Below are 12,440 nucleotides of genomic sequence, written 5' to 3' on the forward strand. Positions count from 1 at the left end.
CGACGACCGTGCCGCAGCTCATGCCGGCCGCCGGGACATCCAGCGCGCCGCCCGCCGCAGCGAGGATCCCCGCCGTGTCCGGCGCGATGCCCGCGACGATCGCGGCGTGCGCGAGTACCGCTTCGACGACCGCCGTTCGGCGCCCCGTGATGACCGTCGCGGCGTCCCTCGGGACGACCGCCGCATGGCTCCCCGACGGGACGATGTCCGACGCGATGATGCCCGCCGCGAAGACCGGTACCGGGATGGTGCGCGTTACGACGGACGTCGTGAAGCACACCCGGAACGCCGACGCGTGCGGGAATGGCCGCCGCGCCACGAACGCCCGCGGCACTCGCGCGACGACCTCCGCCGCGACTGATTCACCGGCCGGCTCTCCGATATTCCGGGCCCTGCGCCGCCGGCGGCCCCCGCCCCACCCGCAAACCACGGGGTCCGAAACACGGGATCGCCCCTTTTAAAGCGCTAAACCACGGGGTCGGCATCGACCCCGTGGTTTGGACCCCGTGGTTTGGGTTCGGAGTGCTGAACCCGTGGTTTGGGTTCGGAGTGCTGAACCCGTGGTTTGGGCCGGGGCCCGACGTCTAGCGCTGGACGCGGGCCTCGCGCAGCTCGCGCGGCAGGGAGAACACGATCTTCTCGCTGGCCGTGCGAACCTCCTCGACGTCGACGTACCCGCGCTCGGCGAGGTAGTCCAAGACGCCCTTGACCAGGATCTCCGGCACCGACGCACCGGAGGTCAGGCCGATGGTGGTCACGCCGTCGAACCACTCGTCCTGGATCTGGTGCGCGTAGTCGACCAGGTGCGAATCGCGGGCACCGGCCTGCAGCGCCACCTCGACCAGACGCTTCGAGTTGGAGGAGTTCTGCGAGCCGACCACGATGACCAGGTCGCACTTCGGAGCCAGGGCCTTCACAGCGACCTGGCGGTTCTGGGTGGCGTAGCAGATGTCGTCGCTCGGCGGGTCCTGGATGTGCGGGTACTTCGCCTTGAGCAGGTCGACCATCTCCATGGTTTCGTCGACCGACAGGGTGGTCTGGGACAGCCACACCAGCTTGTCCTCGGGGCCGAAGTCGAGGGACTCGATGGACTCGGCGCCGTCGATGAGGTGCACGCGATCCGGGGCCTCGCCTGCGGTGCCCTCCACCTCCTCGTGGCCCTCGTGGCCGATGAGCAGAATCTGGTAGCCGTCGCGCGCGAAGCGCTTGACCTCGTTGTGGACCTTCGTCACCAGCGGGCAGGTGGCGTCGAAGGTGTGCAGGTCCAGGGCCTTGGCCTGGCGGTGCACCTCGGGCGAGACGCCGTGGGCGGAGAACACCAGGTTGGCGCCGTGCGGCACTTCGTCGGTCTCGTCGACGAAGATGACGCCCTGCTCCTCGAAGGTTTCGACCACGTACTTGTTGTGCACGATTTCCTTGCGCACGTACAGGGGCGCGCCGTGCATGGCCAGGGCCTTTTCCACGGTCTCGACGGCGCGATCGACGCCGGCGCAGTACCCGCGCGGGGCGGCCAGCAGCACCTTCTTCTCGGCGGCGGTTGCGTCGGTTGAGATAGTCGTCATGGCCACCACCCTAGCCAAAGGCACCTACAATCGACACAAGCCGACCACTTCCCGCCACTTCCCTTCCACCAGGAGCGTTGACATGCCCGCACCGTTGCCCATCCGCCTTGCGGCAGGCATCGCCGTCACCACCGTCGAAGAGGCGTTTCGCCTCCCCTACCGCCTGCGTCGACTGCCCGGTCGCGTCGCGGGTTCGGCGTTGACGTCGGCGGCGGGCTCGGCCATGCGGGCCCGCCAGAATTTCACCGATCTGGTGGCCCGCGGCGACATGGTGTTGGAGGAGCTGGCCACGCCGGTGGAGGAACAGCCGGCGTGGGCGACGTTCGACGAGGACGTCGATCCCGACGCCGCTGCGGCGAATTCGGCGTCGGCGGCGGCGTCCGCGCGCGCCGCAGCCGACGGTGACGTGCCCGCCCCGGAGCAGGTCGCCCGGGATGTCGGGTACGCGGACATGGACGCGGAGGATCTGGAGGATCTGATCCCGACGTTGGATGCCGTGCAGTTGTCGGCGTTGAGCCGCCACGAGCGCACCCTGGGCGATCGTCCGGCGTTCCGCACGCTGCTCGACAACGCCCTGCGCGACTGACGGGCGGGGACGGTACGAGCGCCACATGTCGAAGCTGACCACCACGCCGGAGTCGCCGGTCCAGGTCCGTCGTCTGAATCAGATGGTGAAGGACTGGATCGAGCAGTTGGGCCAGATCTGGGTCGAGGGCGAGATCGCGCAGATCAGTTCCAAGCCGACCTGGAAGTTGTCGTATGTGACGTTGCGTGACACGCAGGCGGATGCGTCGGTGTCCGTGACGTGTTCGACGGCGGCGTTGCGGGCGAATCCGTTGAGCACGGGTGACCGGGTGGTCATGTTGGGTAAACCGGCGTTTTACGCGGGCCGCGGGTCTTTTTCGTTATGGGCGACGCAGTGGCGGCCGGTGGGCGTGGGCGAGTTGTTGGCGCGCATCGAGCGGTTGCGGGTGGCGTTGGCGGCCGAGGGGCTTTTCGACGCCCGCCTCAAGCGCCCCCTGCCGTTTTTGCCGCGGCGAGTCGGCTTGATCACGGGTCGGGGGTCGGCCGCCGAGCGTGATGTGCTGGCGGTGGCGCGGGGTCGGTGGCCGGAGGTCGATTTCGAGGTGATCAACACCATCGTCCAGGGCGCCAAGGCGGTGTCGGAGATTATTCCGGCGTTGGAGAGGCTCGACGCCGATCCGTCGGTCGACGTCATCATCATCGCCCGCGGCGGCGGGTCGGTGGAGGATCTGCTGCCCTTTTCCGACGAGGCCCTGGTCCGTGCGGTCAGCCGTGCGCGGACTCCGGTGGTGTCGGCGATCGGCCATGAACCGGACAATCCGCTGCTGGATCATGTCGCGGATGTGCGTGCGGCGACGCCGACGGATGCCGCCAAGCGGGTCGTCCCGGACGTGATGGAGGAGCGTCACCGGTTGGCGGAGCTTCGGGCCCGCTCCGCGGCGGCTTTGCGACGGTGGGTCGACCGGGAGGCCCGCATCGTCCGGGATTTGCGCTCGCGTCCCGTTTTGGCGGATCCGATGACGCCGATCCGCGCCCGGTCGGAGGACATCGGACGCGGCCGTGATCGTTTGCGCAGTGCAATGGCGCGGCGTCTGGAGCGCGAGGAGTCGCTGGTCGCCGGGTTGCGCGGCAAGGTCTCCGCGCTGGGGCCGGCGGCGACGCTGGCCCGCGGTTACGCGGTGGTGCAGGTCCAGCCGCGCGATGGTTCGGGTGATCAGGTGGTCACCACCATCGATCAGTCGCCGCCGGGTTCGCAGTTGCGCATCCGAGTGGCCGACGGTTCGATCACGGCGGCCGCGATGGGCGTCAAACCCGCCGACTGACCGCTTACCGACCGATGACTGACCGACCGGACGCCACGACACCGAACACCAATCCCCGGCCGAGGGCCGGAAACACGAGAGGAACACGCACATGAACCAGGACGTTGTCGGCGCGGGTGACGGCCGCGGAGCCGAGCCGGTGCCCGTCGAAAAGCTCGGTTACGAACAGGCGCGCGACGAGCTGGTGGAAACCGTGAAGCTGCTGGAGATGGGCCAAATGGGCCTGGATGATTCGCTGGCGCTGTGGGAGCGCGGCGAGGCGCTGGCGCGACGCTGCGAAGAGCATCTGGCCGGCGCGAAGGCCAAGGTCGAGGCTGCGCTGTCCCGCGGCGCAGAGGGCGCCGGCGGCGAGGACGACGACCGGGACTGACCGGACCCGGTTGGACCTGATCGAACCCGGTCGGGATTGACCGGACCCGGTTGGTCCCGACCGAACCCGGTTGGCCCTAGTTGGTGTGCTTCTCCACGATCGGCGCGTCCTGCATGGCCTTGGCCAGCACGCGGTACTCGTCGTCGTTGGCGGAGCCTTCGAGAAGCACGCGGGAGTCGCCCAGGTCGGCGACCCAGGTGCGGCGGGTGTTCGGCTCGACGCCCTCCTTCTTCACCCACGTCACGCCATCGACGTCGACCGTGCCGTCGTCGACGCGGGCCTTGCCGTCGGCCGGCAACGACTCGAGCGGGGCGTCGGTCTGCAACGCATGGACGTAATCGCCGTTGGCGGTGACGAAACCGAGGATCGTCGTGATGTGGCCGTCGGCCATGCCGGCGCGCACCGAGTTGGGCTGCCACCCCTGCGGCGTTTCCGGCTCGCGCACCGGATAATCGGCGCGCTGGGCCTCCATCTGGAGGAACGACGCCGAGTCGACTTCCCGAACCGGCCCGTTCTCCGGCTTGCCCGGATTGAAGCTGCACAGACCGGTGAAGCCGACGGTGACCAGCATCGCGATGCCCAAGACCACGAGGGTCATGGTCATGTCGCGGCCATCCTGCAGAATCCTGGGCTTCTCCGATTTCACGCGCCCAAGTATGCCATCCCACGCCGCCACCCCCGAACACGACTGCCCCGCCCGCCGTCATTTCCGAAAAAGTGGAACACTTGAGGTGGAGCCCATGCGGGGCGCGTCCCGCATGGCCGCCGGGCCCCGAAACGGGGTGCGGCGATCCTTTACGCGCCGATCTTCAGACGCTTCATACTCAAAGACGGAGGCCACCCGAACATGAACGCTGTCAATCCCGAAATCCCCGACCGCAACCTCGCCATGGAGCTGGTCCGCGTCACCGAGTCCGCGGCACTGGCCGCCGGCCAGTGGGTCGGTCGTGGTCAGAAGGAGAAGGGCGACGGCGCCGCGGTCGACGCGATGCGCAAGCTCATCAACACCGTGCAGATGAACGGCGTGGTCGTGATCGGCGAGGGCGAAAAGGACGAGGCCCCGATGCTGTTCAACGGCGAGAAGGTCGGCAACGGCGAGGGCCCGGAGGTCGACATCGCCGTCGACCCGATCGACGGCACCACCCTGATGGCCGAGGGCCGCCCGAACTCCATCGCCGTTCTCGCCGCCGCCGAGCGCGGCACCATGTACGACCCCTCCGCGGTGTTCTACATGGACAAGATCGCCGTCGGCCCGGAGGCCGCGGGCAAGATCGACATCGAGGCCCCGGTCGACCACAACATCACTGCCGTCGCCAAGGCCAAGGGCCTGCGCAAGGAGGACGTCACCGTGATGGTTCTCGACCGTCCGCGCCACGCCGACCTGATCCGCGACATCCGCGAGTCAGGCGCGAAGATCCGTCTCATCGGCGATGGCGACGTCGCCGGTGCCGTGGCCGCCGCGCAGAACACCAACTCCGTCGACATCATGATGGGCATCGGCGGCACCCCGGAGGGCGTCATCACCGCGTGCGCCATGAAGTGCATGGGCGGCGAGATCCAGGGCAAGCTGCATCCGCGAGACGAGGCCGAGATCCAGAAGGCCCTCGACGCCGGCCTTGTGCTCGACACCGTCCTGACCACCGATGACCTGGTCAGCTCGGACAACTGCTACTTCGTCGCCACCGGCGTCACCAACGGCGACATGCTGCGCGGCGTCGCCTACCGCGGCAAGGGCGCCTGGACCCGTTCGCTGGTCATGCGCTCGAAGTCGGGCACGGTCCGCAACATCGAGGCCTGGCACTCGCTGGAGAAGCTGCGCCAGTTCTCCTCCGTGGACTACGGCTCGAACGGTTTCCCGGACATGGACCTGTAGAACGCCGTTCGGTGGCCGCGCACATGCCCGCGGCCACCGTCGGCGAGCGTCGCGATCGGCCGTGGTGGCCCGGTCGCGGCGCTCACCCGCACCCGCCGGGGGTGGAGCCCACCACGGGCCCGGCGGGTGCGCAATACTTGGGGATGGAATCCATCCACCTTTCACACCTCAGATGGACCCGACACGAAAGAGGAATTTATGACCGAGCAGCAGTACCGCACCGAGCACGACACCATGGGCGAGGTCAAGGTGCCCGTCGACGCCCTGTGGCGTGCCCAGACCCAGCGCGCCGTCGAGAACTTCCCGATCTCCGGCCGTGGCCTCGAGGCCCAGCAGATCCGCGCGATGGGCCTGCTGAAGGCGGCGTGCGCGATCGTCAACAAGGACCGTGGCCTCCTGCCGGCCGAGCAGGCCGACGCCATCGTGGCCGCCGCGAAGGAGATCGCGGACGGCAAGCACGATGCCGAGTTCCCGATCGACGTCTTCCAGACCGGTTCCGGCACCTCCTCGAACATGAACACCAACGAGGTCATCGCCTCCATCGCGAAGGCCAACGGCGTCGAGGTCCACCCGAACGACCACGTCAACATGGGCCAGTCGTCGAACGACACGTTCCCGACCGCCACCCACGTCGCCGCCACCGAGGCCGCCGTCAACGACCTGATCCCGGGCCTGAAGGTTCTGCAGGAGTCGCTGGCGAAGAAGGCCGCCGAGTGGAAGTCCGTGGTCAAGTCGGGCCGCACCCACCTGATGGACGCCGTCCCGGTGACCCTGGGCCAGGAGTTCGGCGGCTACGCCCGCCAGATCGAGGCCGGCATCGAGCGCATCGAGGCCACCCTGCCGCGCCTGGGCGAGCTGCCCATCGGCGGCACCGCCGTCGGCACCGGTCTGAACACCCCGGCCGACTTCGGCGCCAAGGTCACCGCCGAGCTCGTCGAGCTGACCGGCGTCAAGGAGCTGTCCGAGGCCAAGAACCACTTCGAGGCCCAGGCCAACCGCGACGCCCTGGTCGAGTTCTCCGGCGCCATGCGCGTCGTCGCCGTGTCGCTGTACAAGATCGCCAACGACATCCGCCTGATGGGCTCGGGCCCGCTGACCGGTCTGGCCGAGATTCACCTGCCGGACCTGCAGCCGGGTTCGTCGATCATGCCGGGCAAGGTCAACCCGGTGCTGTGCGAGACCGCCACCCAGGTGTCCGCTCAGGTCATCGGCAACGACGCCGCGGTCGCCTTCGCCGGCACCCAGGGCCAGTTCGAGCTCAACGTGTTCATCCCGGTGATGGCCCGCAACGTCCTCGAGTCCTCCCGCCTGCTGGCCAACACCGCCCGCGTCTTCGCGGAGAAGCTGGTCGACGGCATCGAGCCGAACGAGGAACGCATGAAGACCCTGGCCGAGTCCTCGCCGTCCATCGTGACGCCGCTGAACTCCGCCATCGGCTACGAAAACGCCGCCAAGGTGGCCAAGACCGCCCTCAAGGAGGGCAAGACCATCCGCCAGACCGTCATCGACATGGGCTTCGTCGATGGCGAGAAGCTGACGGAGGAGGAGCTGGACAAGCGCCTCGACGTGCTGGCCATGGCCAACACCGACCGCGACTAGTCTCCGCCGTTCGGCCGCACGCCGGCCGAACCGCTTGACGCGCCGCGCCCCGTCCCCGGGTTTCCCGGGGGCGGGGCGCGGTGTTTTGCGTATCGTCGTTCACCAACGGGCCGGCGTCGACCCGCCCCGGTCGTGCTCATCGGCGCGGCCCGCACGAACCACGGAAGGACGACCCCATGGCCATCCCGTTCATCGCCCCGACGGCCGACCGTTTCACTCACCTGCTGTTTCATCCACGCGAGCGGGTGGTCGACTGGTTCGCGCGGCCCGGCGCGGTGCGCCGCCTGACGCCGGGGCTGTTGCCGATGACGCCGGTGGAGGAGGCCGCGAATCTCCGCGACGGCACGACGGTGTTCGACATGCCAGCGGGCCTGTCGTGGCGGGCGAAGCATGATCGCGGGGAGTACGTCGCCGGTCATCGTTTCGCCGATTACGTGGCCAACCAACCCTTCCGCCGCATGCTCGGTTGGCGCCACGTCCACCGTTTCGAGGACGTCCGCGGTCCCGGCGAGGATCACCCCGATTGGTGGACCAACGTCGTCGACGAGGTCACCTCCCGTGTGCCGCGCCGCACCATCGCGGGCGTCTTCGCCTACCGGGCGGCGGTTCTCGAGGGCGACTTCGCGGCCGCCGACAGGCTGGCGTCGGCCGTGGCTTCTTCGCGTGACGACGGCCCGCCGACCGCCTCGGGCACCCGCGAACACCCGGTGCGCCCGCATCCCCACAACGCGCTGCCCCGCAAGATCATCGCGGTGACGGGCGCATCGGGCACCGTGGGTTCGATGCTCTGCGCGCTGCTGTCGACCTCCGGCCATGACGTCGTGAAGCTGACGCGAACCTCCTCCACCGAGCCGAACACCCGCACGTGGGATCCGGAGGCCCCGGCCGGCGACCTTCTCGACGGCATCGACGTGCTCATCCACCTCGCCGGAGCGCCGATCGCCGGGCGTTTCACCGACAAGCACCTGGCCAAAGTCCGCGATTCCCGCGTCGGGCCGAGCCGGAAGCTCGCCGAACTGGCGGCGGCGTCACAGGTGGAGGCGGTCGTTTCGGCCTCGGCCGTCGGTTATTACGGGGCGGATCGAGGCACGGAACTTCTCGACGAGTCTGCGCCCCCGGGGTCCGGCCCGCTCGCCGACATCGTCCGGGATTGGGAAGCCGCGTGGGCTCCGGCGCGGGAAGCCGGCATCCGGGTCACGTGCGTGCGCACCGGGCTGGTGCAGGCCGGCGGCGGTGGCCTGTTGCCGATCCTGGCCGGCATCACCTCCACCGGGCTGGGCGGAACGCTCGGCGACGGCGGACAGTGGTTCCCGTGGATCGCCCTGGACGATCTCCTCGACGTCTACCATCGCGCCGCCCTCGACCCGAGCCTGGAGGGGCCGGTCAACGCTGTCGCGCCGGGTGGCGTCGACAATGCCGAATACACGCGGACGCTGGCCTCGGTGCTCCGACGCCCGGCCGCGATCCCCGTGCCGAAGGTCGCCCCCTCGCTGGTGCTGGGCGGCCGCGGCGCCGAGGAGCTGGCCTTCGCCAACCAGCGGGCGATCCCCGCCGCACTGCAGGCGGTGGGCCACGAATTCCGCTTCCCGGACCTGAAGAAGGCATTGCGCCACGAGCTGCTGCGGGCGGAGTGAGCACCGCAGCGGAGACCCCAGATCACGGCACGACGGCGGACGTGTCCCGTGCGGTGGTCGCGCCGTCGTAAAGCATGCGTTTTTCGGACACGTCGTTTGGACGGTGGCACGACCCAGCGAATCGGCGCATCCTGGATGCCATGTATCCGGACGTCTACGCAGCCGACCCGAACCACCACGACGCCATGCCCCACCGCCGAGCGGGCGCCTCCGGCCTGAAGCTGCCGGAGATCTCGCTGGGACTGTGGCACAACTTCGGCGACGACCGCCCCTTCGACGGCATGCGCGCCATCGTGCGCCGCGCCTTCGACAGGGGCGTCACCCACTTCGACCTGGCCAACAACTACGGCCCGCCGCCCGGTTCGGCGGAGGAGAACTTCGGCCGCATCGTGGCCAAGGACCTGGCGCCCTACCGCGACGAATTCACCGTCACCAGCAAGGCCGGCTGGTGGATGCAGCAGGGCCCGCATGGGTTCGGCGGTTCCCGGAAGTACCTCGTGGCCAGCTGTGATGCGTCGCTTCGCCGCATGGGCCTGGACTACGTCGACGTGTTCTACCACCACCGCCCCGACCCGGACACGCCGCTGGAGGAGACGATGGCGGCGCTGGATTTCATCGTCCGGTCGGGCCGGGCCCTCTACGCGGGCATTTCCAGCTACTCGCCGGCGACGACGCGGCGCGCGCAGGCCATCGCCCGTGACCTGGGCACGCCGCTGGTGCTGCATCAGCCCAGCTACTCGATGTTCAACCGCTGGATCGAGCGCCCCGGCGACGACGGTTCCCCGGCGCTTCTCGACGTCGCGGCCGAGGAGGGCATCGGCGTCGTCGCGTTTTCCGCGCTCGCGCAGGGACTGCTCACCGACCGGTATCTGGACGGCGTTCCGGAGCATTCGCGCCTGGGCGACGGGAAGATGAACGCGGACTTCCTCACCGACGACACCCTCGCCGCGATCCGCGCGCTCGACGGCATCGCCGCCGACCGCGGTCAGTCGCTGGCGCAGATGGCGATCTCCTGGGTGCTGCGCCGCCCCGAGGTCACCTCGGCGCTCATCGGCGCCAGCTCGGTGGCCCAGCTCGACGCGAACCTCGACGCCGCCGACGCCGAGCCCTTCACCGACGACCAGCTCCGCGCCATCGACGAATGGGCGGTCGACCGGGGCATCAACCAGTGGGAGGGTGCGACGAAGTCCGTGCGCGACTGACGCGCATACAAACCTGCATTGCGGGCAAACTTGCACGGGGTGTATATTTGCACCTCATGGAAGCGAACATGACAGCGGACTGCGGCCTGCGCGAACTCAAGCGCCGCCGCACCCGACGCGGAATCGAGGACGCGGCGCTCACCCTCATCGCCGACCGCGGATACGACGACGTCACCGTCGAAGACATCTGCACCGCCGCCGAGGTCAGCCGCCGTACCTTCTTCAATTACTTCTCGTCGAAGGACCACGCGATCTTCGGCCGCGGGCTGGTCGAGTTCGGCGATGCCGAAGCACGGGCGTTTTCCGATGCCGCGGCACGGCCCGACGCAACCCCGTACTCGGCGCTGCTCGACGTCGTCGAAACCGCCATCGCCAGCCCTTCGCTGGAAGACGACGACCTTCCCCCCGACGAACGCGCCGAACGACACCGGCGCATGCGCAGGTTGCGGCGCGAGATCATCAACTCCACGCCGAACATGCTCATGGTGTCGATGGCCAGCCGGGCCGCGACGATACGGCGGATGCGCGGCGCCGTCGCCGATCACCTGGAGGCCCACCCGGAGGCGCGGACCATGCCGGACCTCGGCGCCGACGAGGAAGCCGGGCTGATCACGGGCCTCATCCGCGAGGCCGTGTGGCTCGCCGTCTCCCACGACCGCATCGGCGCCGACGGGTCCCCCATCCACGACGCCGCACGCCTCGTCACCCGATTCGCGAAGGAGTTGAACGCGTGAACCCGACACCCGAATCCGCGAACACCGCCACCACCCCGAGCGGTGAGTCCGCCATGCCCGCGGCAGCCTCCACCGGGGCCTCCGCCGGCACATCCGCCGCAGTCGCCGACCACGCCCGGGTCGTCGAGAACAACCGCGGCAACCTGGGGCTGATCCTTGCCGCGCTGATCCTGTCGATGCTCATGAGCTCGCTGGGCCAGATGATCTTCTCCACCGCCCTGCCGACCATCGTCGGTGAACTCGGCGGCGTCGAGCACATGTCGTGGGTGATCACCGGCTTCCTGCTGGCGCAGACCATCGCCCTGCCCATCGTCGGCAAGCTCGGCGACATGATCGGCCGCAAGGGCCTGTTCCTCTTCGGCATCTCCATGTTCATCGCAGGCTCCATCATGGGCGCGTTGGCGCAGGACATGACCCTGCTGATCATCGGTCGGGCCGTCCAGGGCCTCGCCGCCGGCACGCTGATGGTGTCGTCGCAGGCGATCATGGCCGAGGTCGTCTCCGCCCGCGAACGCGGCAAGTACATGGGCCTGTTCGGCGCCACCTTCGGCCTCAGCTCCGTGCTCGGCCCGGTCCTCGGCGGCTGGTTCACCGACGGCCCCGGCTGGCGTTGGGGCCTGTGGATCAACGTCCCGCTGGGCCTCGTCGCCCTCATCGCCGCCTGGCGCTACCTGCGCCTGCCCAAGCGCCCCACCACCGGCGACTTCGACTGGGCCGGCACCGCGTTGATGATCATCGCCACGTCGTCGCTGATCCTCATGTCCACCTGGGGCGGCACCCAATACCCGTGGGGTTCCCCGATGATCATCTCCCTCATCGCCGTGTCCATCGTGGCCTGGTGCCTGTTCGTGGTCGTCGAAAAGCGCGCGAAGAACCCCCTGGTGCCGATGGCCCTGTTCGCCAACCGCAACTTCGTGCTGACCACCCTGGCCGGCTTCGCGATGGGCGTCGGCATGTTCGGCACGATGGCCTACCTGCCCACGTACCTGCAGATGGTCCACGGCATGTCCCCCACCGTCGCCGGCCTGATGATGATCCCCATGATGGTGGGCATGCTCGGCACGTCCATCACCGTCGGCTGGATCATCAGCCGCACCGGCCACTACAAGTGGTACCCCGTCGTCGGCATGGCGCTCGTCGCCGCCGCACTGGGCCTGATGTCCACCCTGACCCCCGACACGTCGACCGCGGTCATCGGCGGCAACCTGTTCCTCATGGGCTTCGGACTGGGCCTGGTCATGCAGGTGCTGGTGCTCATCGTGCAGAACTCGTTCCCCGTGCGCGTCGTCGGCACCGCCACCGCCACGAACAACTTCTTCCGCCAGATCGGCGGTGCCGTGGGTTCCTCCGTCGTCGGCGCGATCTTCATCCACCGCATGCGCGACCTGCTGGCCCAGCGCATGCCCGTCGACGGCGCCTTCTCCCACGGGTCCGCGTCGACCCTGACGCCGGCGATCCTCGACAGCCTGCCCGACCCCATCCGCGACGTGGTGGTCAGCAGCTACAACGACGGCTTCACGCCGGTGCTGCTCATGCTCGTGCCGCTCATGGCCGCCGCCGCGATCATCCTGGCGTTCGTCCGCGAGGACAAGCTCAAGGAGACCGTGGAGTAACCCCCG

12 protein-coding genes are annotated in these 12,440 nt (G+C 68.9%); 9 read left to right on the top strand and 3 right to left on the bottom strand.

All coding sequences use genetic code 11. The annotated features are described in order from the left end of the window. Positions 1-334 (bottom strand): hypothetical protein (locus HMPREF3121_RS00925; protein WP_141742906.1); only part of this gene is annotated, 334 nt, incomplete at its 3' end. A gap of 250 nt (positions 335-584) precedes the next feature. After that, positions 585-1,562, bottom strand: a complete 978-nt coding sequence (locus HMPREF3121_RS00930) for a 4-hydroxy-3-methylbut-2-enyl diphosphate reductase (protein WP_070519248.1) — start codon at positions 1,560-1,562, stop codon at positions 585-587. A gap of 82 nt (positions 1,563-1,644) precedes the next feature. Between HMPREF3121_RS00930 and HMPREF3121_RS00935 the strand changes: the two genes are divergently transcribed. The 3 genes from HMPREF3121_RS00935 to HMPREF3121_RS00945 all read left to right on the top strand — a co-directional run bounded on the left by HMPREF3121_RS00935 (position 1,645) and on the right by HMPREF3121_RS00945 (position 3,779). Next, entirely contained in the window at positions 1,645-2,148 is a 504-nt protein-coding gene (locus tag HMPREF3121_RS00935) for a hypothetical protein (RefSeq protein ID WP_070519160.1), read from the top strand. 25 nt (positions 2,149-2,173) lie between these two features. Then, positions 2,174-3,409, top strand: a complete 1,236-nt coding sequence (xseA, locus tag HMPREF3121_RS00940; protein WP_035123156.1) for an exodeoxyribonuclease VII large subunit — start codon at positions 2,174-2,176, stop codon at positions 3,407-3,409. A gap of 91 nt (positions 3,410-3,500) precedes the next feature. After that, entirely contained in the window at positions 3,501-3,779 is a 279-nt protein-coding gene (locus HMPREF3121_RS00945) for an exodeoxyribonuclease VII small subunit (RefSeq protein ID WP_035123155.1), read from the top strand. A gap of 76 nt (positions 3,780-3,855) precedes the next feature. On the opposite strand, the gene HMPREF3121_RS00950 is transcribed toward HMPREF3121_RS00945, so the two are convergent. Then, a complete protein-coding gene (locus tag HMPREF3121_RS00950; protein ID WP_083291127.1) occupies positions 3,856-4,425 on the bottom strand; it encodes a DUF4245 domain-containing protein in 570 nt (189 codons plus the stop codon). Between the two features lie 201 nt (positions 4,426-4,626). Here HMPREF3121_RS00950 and glpX point away from each other — a divergent pair, with 201 nt between their 5' ends. From glpX to HMPREF3121_RS00980, 6 genes are all read left to right on the top strand, one after another. Continuing rightward, complete coding sequence (glpX, locus tag HMPREF3121_RS00955) at positions 4,627-5,652, top strand: class II fructose-bisphosphatase (RefSeq protein ID WP_035123153.1); 1,026 nt, start codon at positions 4,627-4,629, stop codon at positions 5,650-5,652. 198 nt (positions 5,653-5,850) lie between these two features. Next, positions 5,851-7,251 carry a class II fumarate hydratase gene (locus HMPREF3121_RS00960; protein WP_070519161.1) on the top strand — a complete coding sequence of 467 codons (1,401 nt, stop codon included), beginning with the start codon at positions 5,851-5,853 and terminating at the stop codon, positions 7,249-7,251. A 176-nt stretch (positions 7,252-7,427) separates the two neighbouring features. Next, positions 7,428-8,885 (top strand): TIGR01777 family oxidoreductase, encoded by a 1,458-nt coding sequence (locus HMPREF3121_RS00965; RefSeq protein ID WP_070519163.1) that lies wholly within the window; start codon positions 7,428-7,430, stop codon positions 8,883-8,885. Positions 8,886-9,025: 140 nt separating this feature from the next. Next, complete coding sequence (locus HMPREF3121_RS00970; RefSeq protein WP_070519166.1) at positions 9,026-10,087, top strand: aldo/keto reductase; 1,062 nt, start codon at positions 9,026-9,028, stop codon at positions 10,085-10,087. 68 nt (positions 10,088-10,155) lie between these two features. Beyond that, positions 10,156-10,821, top strand: coding sequence for a helix-turn-helix domain-containing protein (locus HMPREF3121_RS00975; protein WP_168161340.1), 666 nt, complete (start codon positions 10,156-10,158; stop codon positions 10,819-10,821). A 53-nt stretch (positions 10,822-10,874) separates the two neighbouring features. Then, complete coding sequence (locus tag HMPREF3121_RS00980; protein ID WP_070519250.1) at positions 10,875-12,434, top strand: MDR family MFS transporter; 1,560 nt, start codon at positions 10,875-10,877, stop codon at positions 12,432-12,434. Positions 12,435-12,440 lie beyond the last annotated feature (6 nt).

The sequence above is a fragment of the Corynebacterium sp. HMSC11E11 genome, from assembly GCF_001807025.1.
Taxonomy (GTDB): domain Bacteria; phylum Actinomycetota; class Actinomycetes; order Mycobacteriales; family Mycobacteriaceae; genus Corynebacterium; species Corynebacterium freneyi.